The organism is Nostoc sp. FACHB-280 (genome assembly GCF_014697615.1).
Lineage (GTDB): Bacteria > Cyanobacteriota > Cyanobacteriia > Cyanobacteriales > Nostocaceae > Nostoc_B.
The window spans coordinates 14890-33336 of record NZ_JACJSD010000054.1 but is presented as its reverse complement, the minus strand read 5'-3'; the positions used below and the strand labels follow the sequence as shown (position 1 = coordinate 33336).

The window sequence follows — 18447 nt, the reverse complement described above, 5'->3', positions numbered from 1 at the left end:
GGGTGTGGGTGTTCAAAACCCTTACACCCATTTTCAACAGAGAATTTTTGTGCGTCAGTCCAAAAATTTTAAGCTTTGAGGCTAAAAATCTTTTCAATTACATCTTCAACAACTTTATCGGGGGTGGATGCGCCAGAAGTCACACCAACGACGATTTTACCGGGTGGTAGCCAATTTTCAGCGATCGCTAATTCTCCATTTAACTGGCGATGTTGAATGGCGTTACCTGATTTAATTCGTTCTACGGAATCAATATGGTAAGAAGGAATACCCTTTTCAAAGGCGATTTGTTGCAATTGCGTAGTATTTGATGAGTTAAACCCGCCAATTACCACCATTAAATTTAATTCATGTTGTACTAATTCCAACATCGCATCTTGTCGCTCTTGGGTAGCATCACAGATGGTATTAAAGCTTTGAAAATGCTCATTTAATTGGTCGGGGCCATATTTCTGCATCATCGTCCGTTCAAACAGCTTACCAATCTGCTCGGTTTCCCCTTTTAACATAGTAGTTTGGTTCGCAATCCCCACCCGTTCTAAATCTTGATCTGGGTCAAAACCAGCAGAACAAGCTTTAGCAAATTTTTGCAAAAATTCTTCTCGATTACCACCATTTAAAATGTAGTCAGCTACATATTGCGCTTCTTTTAAATTTAGGACAATTAAATATTTGCCAGCAAAGGAACTAGTTGCAACTGTTTCTTCGTGTTTATATTTGCCGTGAATAATTGAGGTGTAATCGATTTTTTTGTGCTTTTCCACGGTATTCCAAACTTTAGATACCCAAGGGCAGGTTGTATCAACTATTTTGCAGCCTTTATCGTGTAATATCTGCATTTCTTGAATGCTGGCTCCAAATGCAGGAAGAATTACGACATCGTTGTTCTCCACAACCGAAAAGTCTTTTTTGCCTGTTTCTACAGGAATGAATTGAACTTCCATTTCCTGCATTCGCTGATTCACAGAAGGATTGTGGATAATTTCGTTAGTAATCCATATACGTTCGGTGGGGAAGTGCTGACGAGTTTCGTAAGCCATTGCAACAGCGCGTTCTACACCCCAGCAAAACCCAAAAGCTTGGGCTAACCGGATGGTAACATCACCCCGTTGCAGACTGTAATTGCGATCGCGGATTTCTTGAATCAAACTGCTTTGATATTCAGATTGCAATTGGGTTGTGACTTCTGCTTGATGACCAAACCCTTTACGATTGTAATTTTCTGAATGTTGGAGTGTACGTTTAAAAGCTTTTGTATCCATGTTTAATTTTTGGTGTCTCCTCCTTCTGATTTTCGCGCGTGGAGACCAAATTTAGAAGTGTGAAGTATAAAGTCTAAAATTTTCCTCCTTGTCTACCTTGTCCCCCTGTCCTCCTTGTCTCCCTTATCTTCTCCTACTCCCCACCCGATGTGGTATAAATCTGCAATGCAGTACGCCAAACCAGGTAGCCGGCGGGACTGAGATGTAAGCCATCAGTGGAAAGTTCTGGACGGAGATTACCTTGTTGATTAGCAAATAAGGAATATAAATCGAGATATTTGGCCTTGCGTCTAGTGGCTATGCGTTGTAATTGTTCATTTAATAAGCGAATGCGACTATTGGGAATAGTTAAAAGTTTGTCTCGCCCTTCCCAAGTGGCTTCTTCTGCGCCGTGTGGCAAAATTGACTGAACAACGATTTTGGTTGTGGGATGAGTTTTACGGAGGTATTTGATAATTTGCCGCAGATTCTCTAAAATCACCTCATCACTTTCTCCCCGAATGAGGTCATTAATGCCAATCATGACAAAAATCACCTCTGGTTTAGTGCTATCAAATATATCTAATCTTTTTAAGAGTCCTGTGCTGTTTTCGCCAGAAATTGCTTGATTCAGCCAATATCGATTTTCTGGTAATAATTCTGTGGGGAACCAAAGACTGATAGAATCTCCCGCCAAGATACTTAAATGCTCAGGATTTTTTTCAGTAGCAGCTTGAGCTTCTTGTTTCAGAATATCTAACCACTGTTGGTAATTAAGTTGATGATGGCGGCCTAACTCTGGTGCAACAGTTTGGGATGTATTAATTGTTTGTTGTGACGGCGAACCACTAAAAACGGCGGTCAGTCTCTGCTTTTGCAAAATTAGCAGAATGACCGCCAACATCAGTATGCCGTTGGTTGCCAACGATAACAATGCCCAAGTGGGGAAGGTTTTTACAGAAGTGGTCACGACTAGCGAAATTTGCCAATAATTTGACTCAAATTTTATCCGCTAGTTCGCAAAAGTCACACTATATTTAGTAATTGCTTTTACATTGACCACTATCGGCAAAGATGAGCAAACTGCTGGGGAATTAATTAATAGGTCTATCCCCACCAAATTCAGAGTTGTAACCTTCTTCACCATGTTCGTTGATATCCAAACCTTGAATTTCCGTTTCTTCTTTAACACGGAGACCAATGGTAGCATCAATTACTTTGAGAATAATAAAAGTACCAACTGCGGCAATTACATAAGCAACTACAATTGCTACTAGTTCTACTCCTAGTTCACTAAAGTTACCTTTGAGTACACCATCTTTACCTGCGGAATTAACCTGGGTAGTAGCAAAAATAGCAGTCAAGATTGCCCCAACTGTACCACCTACACCATGTACAGGATAAGTATCTAAGGCATCGTCAATTTGCAGTTTATGTTTGAAACTCACCGCATAGAAGCAGACAAAAGAGGTAATAAAACCAATTAAAATCGCTGCTAACGGAGTGACAAATCCGGCGGCTGGAGTAATACCAACCAGACCTGCAACTGCACCTGTGGCTGCACCTACAGCTGTGGGTTTACCCCGTAGTGTTGCTTCTAAAATCAGCCACATCAAAGCAGCCGCAGCCGCAGCAGTATTAGTAGCAACAAAAGCAGTGGTGGCTAGGTTTGTCGCTACATCACCGGAAGTTCCACTAGCAACAGATAAAGCACTACCAGCATTGAAGCCAAACCAACCAAACCACAGCAAGCCAGCACCTAATAAAATAAAAGGTACGTTGTGAGGCGGGCTGAGGCGGTCGGGGTGAGTTTTGCGAGGGCCGAGAACAATTGCAGCCACTAACGCCGATACACCAGAACTAATATGAACGACTGTACCACCAGCAAAGTCGAGAGCGCCTAAACCGCCATATAAGCCAAGGAATCCACCTTTAGCCCAAACCATGTGAGCTAGAGGGCTATAAATAAAGGTTGACCACAACAAGACAAACAAACTGTAAGCACGGAAACTCATCCGTTCCGCGATCGCACCAGAAATCAAGGCTGGGGTGATAATGGCAAACATGGCTTGATAAATCATGTATGCCTGATGGGGAATTGTTCCAGCATAAGAAACTACATCTTGTGGTTCGGAACCTTGGAGATAATTTGTTGTTTCTAACCCGACACCATTTAACCCCAGCCATTGTAAACCACCAATAATCGCGTTTCCTGGTGCAAAAGCCAAGCTATAGCCCCACAAAACCCAGGTAACACCCACAATCGCCATCAACACAAAGCTCATCATCAAGGTGTTGAGGATATTGCGCGATCGCACAAATCCACCGTAAAAAAATGCTAATCCTGGTGTCATCAACAAAACTAGTGCAGATGATACCAGCATAAAAGCTGTATCTCCTGTATCAGCCGCAGGTGGTGTTGCTGCTGATGTTTGAGCATAAGCACTACCCATGAGCGGCCATCCTAACAGGAATATAGAAAGAACCGCGATCGTCAAAACTTTCTTGAACACTTGTTTCTGTCCCCTTCTGTCAGAAGTCAAAATTTTATGTATACTTAAATACATTTCATTCTGTTTTGCAACTGATTTTTGTCGTGAAAGATACTCAACCGAATTGATTTTTAAAAGATTAACAAAAATATAATCCTTGTGATAGTTGTTCAGACATTAATTAATGTGTATCTATAAAATTTTTACATTATTGTTCTAGTCACCTTATTTCTGTAAGGGTTTTAAAAACGCTGTAGTTTGAGTTAGCATCTTTACCACATAATCAGTGAAAAATTCACAAGAGAAATTGCACTTAATTCCGAGGTGCAAACATGATAATTAGAACACTAAGTAATGCAATAAAAGTCCCAATCAAGTCGTAAGTATCGGGGGTAACTTTATCTACTCGCCAACCCCAAAGCATTGCCATAACAATAAACACGCCACCATAAGCCGCATAAACTCGCCCAAAATTTGCAGGTTGAAAAGTAGAAATTACACCGTACAAAACTAAAGTAATTCCACCCAAAATTCCTAACCAAAATGACTGGTCTTGCTTTAACCATAACCAGATGAGATAACAGCCTCCTAATTCAAATAAACCAGTCCAAACAAAATATATTAGGGATTTCATCATGATCAAAAACTCAAATATTAAATTTACTCTCTACAACTGTCAACTGTAATACCAATTATCTATGAAGATACACTGAATTAAAGAACGAACCACAAAGAGCGCAAAGAACACAAATAAAAAAGAGATAAAAGATTAAATGCAGCCTCGCATAGAATTGGTATAAGCTGTCACTTATCACCTGATTCTGAATAAAAAAACCGCCCGCTAAAAATTCTAGGGGCGGATAGTAGTCAGCAATAAGATGAGAAATTTAGAGACTTACAGGGTACTTGGTAAATCACCACCTGATGAAATTTCTCCAGAATTTGACCCTTCCGAAAAACCACCAGGACTAGCTTCTTTCAAGAATCCACTGTAAGCTTCCATACCGTGTTCGCCGATATCTAAGCCTTCTAATTCTTCTTCTCTGGTAACTCTAATGCCTAAAGTTGCTTTCAGCACTAACCAAAAGATGGTGCTAAGAAGAACAGTCATTCCCCCAACGGCGAGAATACCAACTATCTGGGGAATTAATGTACCAAAACCACCACCAGCGAATAAACCATGTGGCCCGACTGGTTTACCTGCTAAGTCAACCATCCAAGGATAACCACCAGGGCCGACAGAAAATAAACCAACGCAAAGAGTTCCCCAAATACCGCAAACAAGGTGAACTGAAGTAGCGCCTACTGGGTCATCAATGCCGAGTTTGTCAAAAAATGGCACAGAGAAAACAACTAAAATACCAGCAATCAAGCCAATAACAATAGAACTAGGAATGCTGACGTAAGCACAAGATGCGGTAATACCCACTAAACCAGCCAAGATTCCGTTAATAATCATGGATAAGTCTGGCTTACCCAAGTACACCCAAGCCACAACAGTAGCAGCAATTCCACCAACTGCACCTGCCATGTTGGTTGTTAAAGCAATGTGAGTAATTGCATTGGGGTCAGCAGCCATTACAGAACCAGGGTTAAAACCAAACCAACCCAACCACAAAATTAAACAACCCAAAGTGGCAATGCTCATATTATGGCCAGGGAGAGCCACTGCTTGCTTATCTTGATATTTCCCAATGCGAGGCCCCAAAAATGCGGCTCCCATCAATGCAGCCCAGCCACCAACTGAGTGAACGACAGTAGAACCAGCAAAATCCCAAAAGCCCATATCTGCCAGCCAACCAGCGCCCCAAATCCAGTGTCCAGTGATGGGGTAGGCAATACCAACAAGTAACAGGCTGAAAACTAAAAAGTCTACAAACTTAATCCGTTCTGCAACAGCACCAGAGACAATTGTGGCTGCTGTTCCAGCAAATACTAGCTGGAATAGGAACTTAGCAGCTAAAGGAACGCCTGTCCAACTTAGGGCGCTAAATACTCCTTTATAAGCATCGCCAGTTGCAGGGCTATTGTCTGCACCTGCTAAGAATAAGCCACTGAGTCCGATGAAGTCATTGCCATCACCAAACATTAAGCCAAACCCGATCGCCCAAAATGCTACGGTCGATAAGGCAAATACAATTAAGTTTTTGGCGAGAACGTTAACGGCGTTTTTCTGACGGCAAAACCCGGTTTCTAACATACAGAAACCGGCGTTCATAAAGAATACTAAAAAGGCAGCGATCGCTACCCATAATGTATCAAGTGCGATTTTTAAATCTGCTGTTGTTGGCCCCGCAGGCACTGGAGTTTGAGCAACCGCTACATAACTCCATCCTAAAACAATTAAACAAGCTAAAGGTAAACAAGCTCGCCAACTGGGAGACAGCCGCTTAATTGCTAAGTTTAACTGCTTTACTTTTGAGTTAAATCCTGTGCTTTTAGCGTAATTTCTGGCCGATGATCGCCTGATTTTTGTTTTTGATTGTTGTCTTTGCATGAATTTGAACCTCACCCTCCATACCGTCCTGAAAGGAAAAACATCTAGAGCAAAAAGCTAATACTCTCAGTCAAAAGCAATGATTTTTGATCCAGATTTTTCAACTACTTGTTTCCACGCTAGAAAGCCAAACAACCCAAAGATGAGTTTAGGAATTTCACTAAACCCAATGTAAATATTTTTTGCTGTTATCCTTAAGAAATTATTATGTATTATCCGCAACCGTCAAGTCTTCTTTACCCAATCTTTAATCTTGAATTATTTTGCTCGATATGCTTAATTGCTGAACTCAGAAGTAAATTTAATGTGCCAATTCTTAGATTTCAAATTTTGGATTCTGGACTGTTTTTAGTACAACTCCTGCCTCAGACTAGATCAAAAAAATCTAAAATTGTCAATCTAAAATTTCACCGCTAAAATCCAAAATTGTTTGACTGATTTTCTATTTATCAAAACTGTAATTCTGTATATTTAGATACTGTTTTTTGGGGATTGTGTTTTTTACTACGCTAAAAATAATGAGAGCAAAAACCACATGCTTTACAGGTAATGGATTTATCCTCTTCGATCAAGAAAATTCTCAAACAATATTAAATTTTTATAAAAAAAATTAATTAACTGTTACTTAACCAATGAAGTGACAATCATCACCGAAGAAGCAGGGAGAAGAGGACAAGGAGCCGGGAGCAAGGGGGAGAATATTTCCCCAATTCCTCCTGCCTCCGGCACAAGAGCTAGGTCTACACAGAAATATTTGGTTGGTCGGTAAACTACTGGCTTGTTCATCTGGTGTAGAGTACAAGCTCTGTCTTAGACTATCCCCTTGCTCCCTGCTCCCCTAACTCTTTTAACCTGTGGTTAAAGTTCTTCTTTGAGATATTGTTCATAACCTAGCTGTGTTAATTTTGCTTGCTTGTTCATCACCAATTCACAGAGAGACTGGCGGTATTGCTGTACTTTGGCGAATAACTCTGGTTGGTGAGTAGCCAAAATCTGCACAGCTAACAGCCCAGCATTCTTCGCATTACCAATGGCGACTGTGGCCACGGGGATACCGGCGGGCATTTGGACAATAGAATATAAAGAATCAACGCCTTGCAAATTGCGAGTAGCCACAGGTACGCCAATTACTGGTAACGCTGTAAGAGAAGCTACCATACCAGGGAGATGGGCTGCGCCACCAGCACCGGCGATAATCACCTTAATACCCCGTTCATGGGCGGTTTGAGCATACTGCACCATCCGTTCTGGGGTACGGTGGGCAGAAACTATCGCCACTTCCGTTTCTAGACCAAACTCTGTGCAAACTGCGATCGCATCTTTCATAGTGGGCAAATCAGAGTCGCTGCCCATGATAATACCGACAAGGGGAGACATAGAATTTTTGATTTTGGATTTTGGATTTTCGATTAAAGGCTGATTGCGAGATTTAGAATCGTGTCAGACTTAGACTTAGCTACTTTCAGTCCAAGGTGATGACCCAAGCAACACACAAACCCATCGCTTCAAATGTAGATATTATCAATGCGCGTGTACCTGGTTATCAAGATTTACAGATGCTCTTAGTGAATCACGAAGGTGTGATTGAACAAATCTTGCCAATGGGTACGGTATTCAAACGAATTCCACCACCGGATTTACAAATATTGGATGTAGCTGGTGATTGGATTTCATTAGGCGGTGTTGATTTACAGATTAATGGGGCGCTAGGCTTGGCCTTTACCGAACTAACACCAGAAAACGCGGCAATGTTGCCGAAAATTTCCCAATATTTATGGGATGCTGGTGTCGATGCTTATGTACCAACATTAGTCACCACTGCCATCGAAAATATTCAGCGATCGCTGGCCATTATTGCTGATTTTGTTGCTCATTCCACAACTGGAGCGAAAATTCTCGGTGTACATTTAGAAGGGCCGTTTTTGAATTATGGCAAGCGTGGCGCACATCCAGCTGAATATCTCTTACCTCTGACAATTGAGGAAGTTAAACGGGTGTTAAGCAATTATGCCTCGATTGTCAAAATTATTACCCTAGCACCAGAATTAGATCCCAGCGGCGAAGTCATAGCATATTTGCGTTCTTTGGGGATCACAGTCAGTTTAGGACATTCTCAGGCAACTGCCGACCAAGCCCAACAAGCCTTTGATTTGGGTGCAACGATGGTAACTCATGCCTTTAACGCTATGCCACCATTGCATCACCGCGAACCGGGATTATTAGGGGCCGCCATTACCAATCCCAATGTTATGTGTGGTTTGATTGCCGATGGGCAGCATGTCGCGCCAACCATGCTAAAAATTCTTTTGCGGGCGACTCAGGAACTATTCTTAGTCAGTGATGCCCTAGCGCCTTTGGGGCTACCTGATGGGATATATCCTTGGGATAGCCGCCACATTGAAGTTAAACACGGTACAGCCCGGTTACTAGATGGGACATTAACAGGCACGACTTTACCGTTATTCGTGGGAGTACAGAACCTTTTGAAATGGGGAATTTGTGATGTAGAAAGAGCGATCGCTTTAGCTACAAATGCCCCCAGAAAAGCCATGAATTTGCCTGTAATTTCTCCAGGGCAACCTGCTAATTTATTACGCTGGCATTGGGATGAAACTACGAAAGAACTAACTTGGCAGCGATTATAGGTAGAGGTAAACGACAGCAGAATGGTGGATTTTGAATTGGTTATAGCGGTAGTTAGAAAGCTTGAATGCTGGGAATAATAAAACTTTTCCTCCTGCCATAACTACTTCCATAAAAAAAGAGTGGGAGGAGGCATACCAATCGCCTCATTCTCCCACTCAACATTTGCTGCTGTAGCGTCCAGGATTATGTACAAACATTGCCTTTTTATTTAGGGGGCTAAGTTGTGCGAAAATGGCAATGTCTATACATTTTGAATCCTGGTTGCAGCAAATGTGAAGCCTGATTCATTCATCTATTTTTTCAAATTAAATATCTATAATTTGCTATTAAATATATATAGCAATCAACAATGAATTCGGTATTTCATTTGCTAGGTAGACCCTGATAACAAAACCCTTGAAGTCGTTTATCTTTTATAAATTTAGCGCAGTTAATTAGAGTTAGGTTGCCATTTTGGCAGGTTTTTCAGTATTACCTAAAAACTTTGAGTGTTACTCACTCTAAAGCAGAATATATCAAAGTTCCTACTAAGTCAGAATCAAAATTCTGGCAACTTTACTGGGGATCACAAGCGCGATCGCTACATTTGAGATAATTTATTCAAAGGTTTTTCACCTTGTAATAGAGGTTAACTTGAGAAATAGTACAACTGGACAAACAGAGGAAACAAGACAGTATATCTAGAAACGTTGCATTGCCGCAACGTTTCTAAGATTAAAATCTTTGCGCTAATTGTGGAGTCCGCCCCTTTAAGCCAATCATTAGTTTGAGGGCGAATACTTTTAACACTGGGACACGCTGCATTAACCATAAACCCAAACGCCGTACCGCTACCAAAGGTAGGATTTGGTTAGAAAACATTCTATCTAACAAATCGGTGAACCCTAAAATTGTCAGGTTCTCCAGTTTTCGCCAGCGTTCATAGCGTTTGAGGACTTGAATTTTACCGATATCTTCGCCTTTTTTGTGGGCTGTTTGGATAACTTGGGCGAGGGCGGCTGCATCTCGAATACCAAGGTTTAAACCTTGTCCACCAACGGGGTGACAGTTGTGGGCTGCATCACCAACTAAGGCTAAGCGGGGGAGGACATAGCGATCGCTTTGCATCAGTTGGACTTGGAAGACAAAGCGATCGCCAAGTAACTCCAATTTACCCATGTGATCACCGTAGCGGCGGCTAAGTTCTGCCAAAAATTGCTCATCATCCAAAGCACACAAAGCCTTCGCTTCTTCGTGGGGTGCTGTCCAGACAATGCGGCAACGGTTCCCCGGCAGAGGTAAAATCGCAAACGGGCCACTCGGCCAAAATCTTTCGTAAGCAGTATCGTTGTGGGGTTTTTCTGGTTTGACAAAAGCCACTATACAAGACTGCCAATATTTCCAGCCATGAGTTTTGATTCCCGCAGCTTGGCGAATCGGCGATCGCGATCCATCGGCCGCCACCAATAATTTACTGCGGACTGTGTATATCTGCTCAGAAATCTTGATATCAATTGCCACTATATCCTGCTGATGCTGCGTGTTCACAACCTCAGCCGGACAAAGGTAATTCACATTCGGGCATTTCTGGACAAATTCTTGCAATGGCTGTAACAAAGCTTGGTGTTCCGCCACGTAACCTAACTCTGGCGAACTTCTACCAATATCTGCTGCGTCAAATTCCACCACATCAGGATAGTCAGCATCAGAAAGCCGCACATGACGATATTTAGCAATGTGGGGTAAAATCTTGTCCCAAATGCCAATACCTTGGTAAATCAGTGCTGATAACAGATGCACTGCATAAGCTTGCCCTTTGGCTACAGATGCTGATGTTACCTTCGCCTCAATTAGCAAAATATTCAAGCCAGAATCTTTCAAAGCTGCGGCTAGGGTTAACCCAACAATTCCACCGCCGACAATCACCAAATCATAGTCGTATCCCCGTTTGTCTGTTGCGGGTTGCTGAAGGTAAGTAGTTTGAGTAAACTGCGTTAGCGTCATTGTTAAGATAAATTAAGCCATCCTAATTATTATTCTTACGCGATCGCCCCCCATAGAGCAAGTTGAAACCTCAATTCTCAATCCTGCCATCAACACCCATCATTAATTCATGAATTTTTCTAACTAATTTACTTGGCTTAAATGTCTTAAATGTCTTAACTGTCCGCTTCTAATAGAGAAAAAGTAAATTTATTGTACAAATACTTGCTGAATTAATAAAGTGTTTGTAGTCTGGCGTATGGCAATTTTAGTTATTGATAGAACATAATTTACATGCTTAATAAGTCTTAATTTAACTTATCAATTATGAGTTAAAGTTTGACATTTTTTCCACGCTCAAACTAATTCATGACTTAAAAACAGAATAATGAAACGTCTTGTAATTTGTTGTGATGGAACTTGGCAACAGTTAACGAGTGCCTACCCCAGCAATGTTGTGAAACTGGCTCAATCAGTGAAACCAACTGCAAATGACGGAGTTCCGCAGATTGTATTTTATGATGAGGGAATTGGTACCGAAAATCAAAAGATTTTAGGTGGAGCAACGGGATTAGGCATTGATCAAAATATCGAAGACTGTTATCGGTTTTTGGTGCTTAACTATATTCCTGGTGATGAAATTTATTTATTTGGCTTTAGTCGTGGTGCTTACACAGTCAGAAGTCTAGCAGGAATGATTTATTGTTCCGGTCTGCTAGACAGACCGCATATCACCAAAGCCCATGAAGCTTACGAACTTTATCGGAAACGCAATATCAAGCCCAAAGATCAAGAAGCTGTAGATTATCGGAAAACTTATGGCGATCGCGTTCCGATCACTTTAATTGGTTGTTTTGACACCGTTGGGGCGCTGGGAATTCCTGCGTTAGCCGCCTTCAAAAAATTCCACGACCAACTGAATCAGCGTTACAGATTCCACGACACCACATTAAACAAAGATATCCAAAATGCACTGCACGCAATGGCCATTGATGAAATTCGGGAAATCTTTGATGTTACCCCCATGAAACCCCATCCTGAAGCCACAAACCAACGGGTAATTCAAAAATGGTTTCCGGGTGAACATGGTTGCGTTGGAGGTGGAACTGAAGAACATAGCGGCTTATCTGATGCAGCCTTGCAGTGGATGATTGATTCCGTGGCTGATTTAGGACTGGGACTGGAATTTGATACAAGCGTCATTCCTACAGGAATCAACCCCAATTATAAATGTGAATTTAAGAATGACCCTGGATTTTTTAAATTAGCAGGAATCAAGCTACGGGATGTCGGCGATGTCATTGAAGAACTACACGACAGCACAATCAATCGTTTAAAAGTCCGCCAAGACTATCGCCCCAAAAATTTACAAAAGATTATTGCCAAACTATTAGATTAACTTCCAATTTTGGCATTTTTGATTTTACTAGTAATCAATACAGAGGTAATTATTATGGCTGGTAAAAGAGACACATCCAGAGATGGTTTAAACAACAAAATTCAAACATTTGTCTTAACCCATTTTAAAGGCGTTTGGGGATTACTTCAAAGTAATGAATCTATCAAAAGAAAAGTAAATAAAGCATTGCTCAATAGTCTCATCTACAAAATTCCCACTCGTCCCAATCCCTACAGTATGATGACACTAGATAAGCATATTCCTGATACAGATAGAAATAAAAAAACTGATACTTATACTTCCTGGGAATCACTCAACGATCGCACTTATACAGGCAGACACTTACCACCAGATCCCAAACTCAACACGCCAGAAAACCTCCCCAAAGTTGAAGACTTAGCTGTTTTATTCCGCAAACGAGACGGTCAGACTATTTACTCTAGCAAATCAACGATGCTGTTTCCCTATTGGGTACAGTGGTTTACCGATAGTTTCCTCCGCATCGATCATCAAAACAAATTAAAAAATACATCCAACCATGAAATTGACTTGTGTAATGTTTATGGTTTAACCAGAAAGCAAACACATCTTTTAAGAAGCTTTGAAGGCGGTAAATTCAAAACTCAAAAACTCAAACGCCAAGACGGAGTAGAAGAAGAATACCCCCTATTTTATTATTCTGACCCAGCACAAGGTATAGTAGACCCACAATTTGCTGGACTTTATGAACCCATTAATGATGAAAAAAGACAGCCAGCAGATAAAAAACAATATATGTTTGCGATGGGTGTAGAACGAGCCAATGTTCAAATTGGCTATGTTATGCTCAATGTTCTTTGTCTGCGCGAACACAATCGTCTGTGTGATATTTTAGCTAAGAATTATCCTGCCTGGGATGATGAACGTCTCTTCCAAACTGCCAGAAATATTCTCATGGCAATTATTCTCAAAATTATTATGGAAGAGTACATTAACCACATCACTCCTTATCACTTTAAACTATTTGCTGATCCAGAGGCTTTTACCAAAGAAAGTTGGTATCGTACCAATCACATGGCTATTGAATTTGACTTTGTTTATCGTTGGCATAGTGCAATTCCTGAAAAATTTGTTTGTAACGGTAAACCCACTCATGTTGTCGAAACTCTCTGGAACAATAAAATATTAATTGACCAAGGGTTAGGCTCATTAATGGAAGAAACTTGTTCCCAAGCAGGGACAAGAATTGGTTTATTTAACACACCTGATATCTTGGTTGAACTAGCTGAATTACCTTCCATCAGACTCGGAAGAGAATTACAATTAGCCAGCTACAACGATTATCGAGAATTGTGTGGGTTCCCCAGAGTTACCAGCTTTGACCAAATTACTGGTGATGAATTTACCCAACAAAAACTTAAAGAATTCTATGGTCACGTTGATAATATTGAGTTCTTTGTAGGACTTTATGCAGAAGATGTGCGACAAAATTCTACGATTCCTCCGTTAGTCGCAAGGTTAATTGGGATTGATGCTTTTTCCCAAGCTTTGACTAATCCTTTATTATCACCAAAAATCTTCAATCAAAATACGCTGTCGCCTATCGGTTGGGAAATTTATCAAACTACCAACACAGTATCAGATTTAGTGAATCGCAATGTTCCGTCATCGGGTAAAAAGTATAAAGTTACTTTTGACCTCCACAAAGCATAGTTAATTTGAGTTTGATTGATAGAGACAACCAGATCCCCGACTTCTTTGAGAAGTTGGGGATCTAAAACTCTCATGTTTTAATTTAATTCTTCTACTTATCTAGCAACTGCAAAATGAAACTATTTACTGAATATCCAGAACAAGAAGAAGCTAAGTACTGCGCTCTGATGAGTGAGCTAGTCAAAAAGAATATGGATAATCTGTACAAGGGCGAAAAGCAAAAAATTGCCAAGCGAGACACTCACTCTAAAACCCATGCTGCTGTTCAAGGTACTTTAGAAATTTTTGACTTTGATGAAGCCGCAATTAAACAAGAATTGCGTCAACGTACTGCATTAACTGAGGCTGAAATTCAAGGTATTTCCCTCAAACAAGGTTTATTTGCTCAAGCAAAACAATATCCGGTGTGGTTAAGATTTGCCAGTGGAGCCTTTTCTGTCAAAAATGATTATGAAGGTGATACGCGCTCAATGGCAATTAAAGTTATCGGTGTCGAAGGAGAACGAATACCCCACAGTCATGAGTTACACACCCATGACATTATTGTTCATAATCATGATGTCTTTTTTGTGAGAACTATTAAAGACTTCTACAGCTTCTTTTTGACAATTTATCGAGCTGGGTTGTTTCCACTTTTTAGGCTGTTGGTGTTAATCTGGCTCAAGTTACATCCCTACGAAGCTACTCTTTTACAAACCAGTTTCAAACGGTTTCCTAAAAGTTTACTCACAGAACGTTATTGGAGTGCTTCAGCTTATGCTGTGGGACTCAAATCAGATTTTGACCCATCCCAACCAGGTCGATTTCCTGTAGAATATCCAGCAGTCATTAAATATGGGTTTGTTCCGGTTTCTAGTCAAGCACCTCATCAACCACTACCTTTAGAGTCGAGACCAGAAAGTGAGCTTCAACGTGTCAAAACTTCCGGTGCAGAGGATAACTACTACCGAGAAGATATTATGCAAGCTTTAGCCCAGCCAGATGCAGAATATACTTGGGATTTTCAAATTCAATTTCAAACAAAACCAGAAATGTCTGTTGATGATTCCACCATTGTTTGGAGTGAAGAAGAATCACCCTTTTTTACAATTGGTTGTCTGACAGTGAAACATCAAAAAGTCAATTCTCCCCTAGAAAATGACTTTGGTGAAAATCTCCGGTTCTCGCCAGGAAATGGTTTAGCGGTGCATCGTCCTGTTGGTGCAATTAATCGCTTACGTTCTGTTGTGTATCCTATTGTGGCTAATTCCCGTCATACAAAACGCGGAGTCAAGTATCAAGAACCAACAATTGAGACAAAAATTTAAAACCAGTAATTATAAAAAAATCTCGCTGTTATCTGTAGATATCAGCGAGTGTCAACCTAAGTAATTACCTTTCCAGAAATTTGAGAAGATATAAATCTATGCAGAACTATTATTTGTGAGCTTTGTTAGCAGCAGTAGTAGATTTATTAGTTAAATTTGTAGCAGTATGTTTGTGATGCTTGTGATGCTTTAAGTGTTTTGTATGTTTAACATTAGATGATTTTACTTGACTCTTACTATTAGTAATTGCAGCTTTGTGATGAATTTTAGCAGTCTCTGTTTTAGTCAAAGGTGCTGTTTTAGTATTAGATGTTGTTTCCGCATGAACAGCAGGTGTAATCACAGCAAGAGGTGAAGAAACTGCTAAAGCTAGTACTAAAACTTTGATGAGGTTTTTCATTTTATTTCCTAATATCTGCTCGATGAGTTGATGATTTAAATATGCCAATTACTTATGTCATTTGCTTGTTGTTGATATGGATTTTATGTGAATTTTGAAGTTCGTATCAGCATAAAAAAACTGCTGTGATTTACAGCAGTTATGATATGGTACAGGGCAAAATAGTATAGAAACAAATTAATAAAATACCTGGAAAATATTTTCGTTGAGGAATCTAGTAGTTGGACAAAAATTTAGATTTTTTGAGTTATAGCTATAGCCTCCTGTAAAGTTTTATTTGGAGAAATGGCTAATTAGTCTTCTCGAAAATGCAGGTGAAGATGGAAAACATCTTTTAATTTGAGAAGACTAAAGCCAGATTAACCTTGAAGCTAATTACTTAGCGAGAATGGACATCTCATTAGTAACTTACAAACAAAACTATCGCAAAGTAGTGTGTCATTATTTTGTTCTGCATATAAATTTTCTGTGTCAAATTGGGCAAAAATGACAAACTGTTTACTACCAAGTTGCTAGATAGATATTTAAACAACACTTACAGCCAACAACTGTTCTGACATATCAAAATTAGATGTGACATTCTGCACATCATCTAAGCTTTCTAGAGTATCAATTAACTTGAGTAGCGATCGCGCCTGTTCAGAATCTGTAACTTCTACATTATTACTGGGAATCCAGCGCAATTCGGCATCAGTGACTTTAAAACCTTTGTCTTTCAGGGTTTTGTTGAGAATTTCTAAATTAGCCACCTCGGTGAATACTTCCGCTGTTTCATCTTCGGTCATTTCATAAGACTCAGCGCCGCCTTCTAAAGATGCTTCTAAAAGCTGTTCTTCATCAACCACACCCTGCACAACACACACGCCTTTTTGGTCAAACATCCAGCTAACGCAACCAGTCTCACCTAAATTTCCGCCGTTTTTACTAAAAGCCACCCGTAAATCAGCCGCCGTGCGATTGCGATTATCAGTCAAGGCTTCAACTAAAATTGCCACACCACAAGGGCCGTAACCTTCGTAGCGAATTTCTTCTAAAGTGTGATTATCGCCGTTAAATGTACCTGCACCTTTAGCGATCGCTCGCTCAATATTATCATTGGGGATACCCGCAGCCTTCGCCTTTTCAATCGCTGTACGTAGTTGAAAATTCCCCGCCGGATCTGGTACACCATTTCTCGCCGCCACAATAATAGCCCGCGATAACTGCGTGAAAGTTTTTCCTCTTTTAGCATCCACTACAGCCTTTTGGCGCTTAATATTAGCCCATTTACTATGACCTGCCATAACTCGTAACTATTTCCGCTATCTCCAAAGATTAGGATATACAAGTGAAGTATGAAGTGTGAAGTCTGAAGTATGAAGTATAGAAATTTAACTTTCATTCTTCAAGAGTTGCTATTCCCTGTTAAATTAATGATTCCTCTTCTCCAGCGAGTTTTGGCAAGATTTTTGCGTACCAATCGCACATTTAGGCGCAGAAAAAAGAAATTGCCGCAATATCTTAAGCAATCACTTCTATTACTGCTCATAGGTATAGTTGCTTTAAGTGGATGTCAAACTCTGCGTTCTAGAGTAGAAGCAGGTAAGATTACTCATATTACTTTATGGCATGGGGTGAATCCACCACCAAATCGAGATGTCTTACAAAAGTTGGTAGATAAATTTAACCAAACCCATAAAGATATTCAAGTCGAATCTTTATACATTGGGCAACAAGATCAGCAAACACCAAAAATTTTGGCTGCTGTTGTTGGTAATGCCCCACCGGATTTATTGTGGTACAACCCAACTATTGCTGGACAATTGGTAGAACTAGGGGCGCTAATTCCTGTAGATGAGATGTTGGCAAATTCCCCAGTTAAAAACGAAATTGACCCAACCTTATATGCGGCAATGGAATACAAAGGCCAGTTATGGTCAGTTCCCTTTGCTACCAATAACCTCGGCATTTTTTACCGTCCAAGTTTATTTAAAGCGGCAGGTATTACAGAACTTCCACACAATTGGCAAGAATTTCGCCAAGTTGCCCAAAAATTAACCCGCGATTTTAACAATGACGGACAGATAGACCAGTATGGAATGTTTCTGCCCTTGGGTAAAGGGGAATTTACAGTTTTTAGTTGGTTGCCATTTATGTGGAGTAGTGGCGGTGAGTTGGTGACTGGTGATGCCCAAAATCCCGCAGGTGTGAGATTAACAGAAAATGCAGGGGCGATCGCAGCTTTACAATTTTGGCGTAACTTAATTACAGACGGTTCCACAATGTTATCTGCCCCAGAACGAGGTTATGAAACAGACCCCTTGTTATCGGGTAAAGTTGCAATGCAAATCAATGGCCCTTGGAATTTAGGCCAATTTCAAGCTACTAACGTTGATTTTGGGGTGTTTCCCCTGCCAGTGAACAAAAAGCCCGCTACAAATATTGGTGGTGAAAACCTCTTCTTATTCAAAACCACGCCAGAACGCCAAAAAGCAACCTTCAAATTTGCGGAATATGCCATGAGTGCTGATTTTCAAACAGAATTAGCTCTCGGAACAGGTTATTTACCAATTAATTTAAAATCTCGCCAAAGTGCCAAATATCAAGAATTTATCGAGAAAATACCAGAGTTAAAAGTTTTTTTAACACAGGCAGAGTATGGCCGTAGTCGCCCGATTTTTCCTGGTTACAATCGCATTTCCGATAGTATCGGACGGGCAGTAGAAGCTGTGTTACTGGGTAAACTTTCGCCAACCGAAGCACTCCAAACTAGTCAGCAACGGCTAGATTTAATCTTTAAATAACTCCAAAATCACCATAATCAAGGGAAAA

Annotated in this window: 14 protein-coding genes; 5 read left to right on the top strand and 9 right to left on the bottom strand. The window is 40.5% G+C overall.

Features of this window, described 5'->3' with window-relative positions:
* Positions 1 to 68 precede the first annotated feature (68 nt).
* The 6 genes from H6G75_RS27855 to purE form a co-directional block, all read right to left on the bottom strand.
* A complete protein-coding gene (locus H6G75_RS27855) occupies positions 69 to 1262 on the bottom strand; it encodes a 4-hydroxy-3-methylbut-2-enyl diphosphate reductase (RefSeq protein ID WP_190983144.1) in 1194 nt (397 codons plus the stop codon).
* 133 nt (positions 1263 to 1395) lie between these two features.
* Positions 1396 to 2211, bottom strand: a complete 816-nt coding sequence (locus H6G75_RS27850; protein WP_190983143.1) for a GDSL-type esterase/lipase family protein — start codon at positions 2209 to 2211, stop codon at positions 1396 to 1398.
* A 124-nt stretch (positions 2212 to 2335) separates the two neighbouring features.
* Positions 2336 to 3694, bottom strand: coding sequence for an ammonium transporter (locus tag H6G75_RS27845; protein ID WP_199338053.1), 1359 nt, complete (start codon positions 3692 to 3694; stop codon positions 2336 to 2338).
* Between the two features lie 352 nt (positions 3695 to 4046).
* Entirely contained in the window at positions 4047 to 4370 is a 324-nt protein-coding gene (locus H6G75_RS27840; protein WP_190983141.1) for a YnfA family protein, read from the bottom strand.
* Positions 4371 to 4628: 258 nt separating this feature from the next.
* Positions 4629 to 6230, bottom strand: a complete 1602-nt coding sequence (locus tag H6G75_RS27835) for an ammonium transporter (protein ID WP_190983140.1) — start codon at positions 6228 to 6230, stop codon at positions 4629 to 4631.
* A gap of 858 nt (positions 6231 to 7088) precedes the next feature.
* Positions 7089 to 7607, bottom strand: coding sequence for a 5-(carboxyamino)imidazole ribonucleotide mutase (purE, locus tag H6G75_RS27830; RefSeq protein WP_190983139.1), 519 nt, complete (start codon positions 7605 to 7607; stop codon positions 7089 to 7091).
* 98 nt (positions 7608 to 7705) lie between these two features.
* On the opposite strand from purE, the gene nagA reads away from it, so the two are divergent.
* Complete coding sequence (gene nagA / locus H6G75_RS27825) at positions 7706 to 8875, top strand: N-acetylglucosamine-6-phosphate deacetylase (RefSeq protein ID WP_190983138.1); 1170 nt, start codon at positions 7706 to 7708, stop codon at positions 8873 to 8875.
* Positions 8876 to 9590: 715 nt separating this feature from the next.
* Here the strand turns inward: nagA and H6G75_RS27820 are convergent.
* The gene (locus H6G75_RS27820) at positions 9591 to 10859 is read right to left on the bottom strand and encodes an FAD-dependent hydroxylase (RefSeq protein WP_190983137.1); all 1269 of its coding nucleotides are present in this window, start codon (positions 10857 to 10859) and stop codon (positions 9591 to 9593) included.
* Positions 10860 to 11226: 367 nt separating this feature from the next.
* Between H6G75_RS27820 and H6G75_RS27815 the strand changes: the two genes are divergently transcribed.
* From H6G75_RS27815 to H6G75_RS27805, 3 genes are all read left to right on the top strand, one after another.
* Entirely contained in the window at positions 11227 to 12237 is a 1011-nt protein-coding gene (locus tag H6G75_RS27815; RefSeq protein ID WP_190983136.1) for a DUF2235 domain-containing protein, read from the top strand.
* A 54-nt stretch (positions 12238 to 12291) separates the two neighbouring features.
* Positions 12292 to 13929 carry a peroxidase family protein gene (locus H6G75_RS27810; RefSeq protein WP_190983135.1) on the top strand — a complete coding sequence of 546 codons (1638 nt, stop codon included), beginning with the start codon at positions 12292 to 12294 and terminating at the stop codon, positions 13927 to 13929.
* A 113-nt stretch (positions 13930 to 14042) separates the two neighbouring features.
* Positions 14043 to 15236: a catalase gene (locus H6G75_RS27805; protein WP_190983134.1), complete on the top strand. Its 1194-nt coding sequence runs from the start codon at positions 14043 to 14045 to the stop codon at positions 15234 to 15236.
* Between the two features lie 109 nt (positions 15237 to 15345).
* Here H6G75_RS27805 and H6G75_RS27800 read toward each other — a convergent pair whose 3' ends face one another.
* Together H6G75_RS27800 and H6G75_RS27795 are read right to left on the bottom strand one after the other, a co-directional pair.
* Complete coding sequence (locus H6G75_RS27800) at positions 15346 to 15636, bottom strand: hypothetical protein (protein WP_190983133.1); 291 nt, start codon at positions 15634 to 15636, stop codon at positions 15346 to 15348.
* A 524-nt stretch (positions 15637 to 16160) separates the two neighbouring features.
* Positions 16161 to 16919, bottom strand: coding sequence for a YebC/PmpR family DNA-binding transcriptional regulator (locus H6G75_RS27795; RefSeq protein ID WP_190983132.1), 759 nt, complete (start codon positions 16917 to 16919; stop codon positions 16161 to 16163).
* 72 nt (positions 16920 to 16991) lie between these two features.
* On the opposite strand from H6G75_RS27795, the gene H6G75_RS27790 reads away from it, so the two are divergent.
* Complete coding sequence (locus H6G75_RS27790) at positions 16992 to 18419, top strand: ABC transporter substrate-binding protein (RefSeq protein WP_397332858.1); 1428 nt, start codon at positions 16992 to 16994, stop codon at positions 18417 to 18419.
* Positions 18420 to 18447 lie beyond the last annotated feature (28 nt).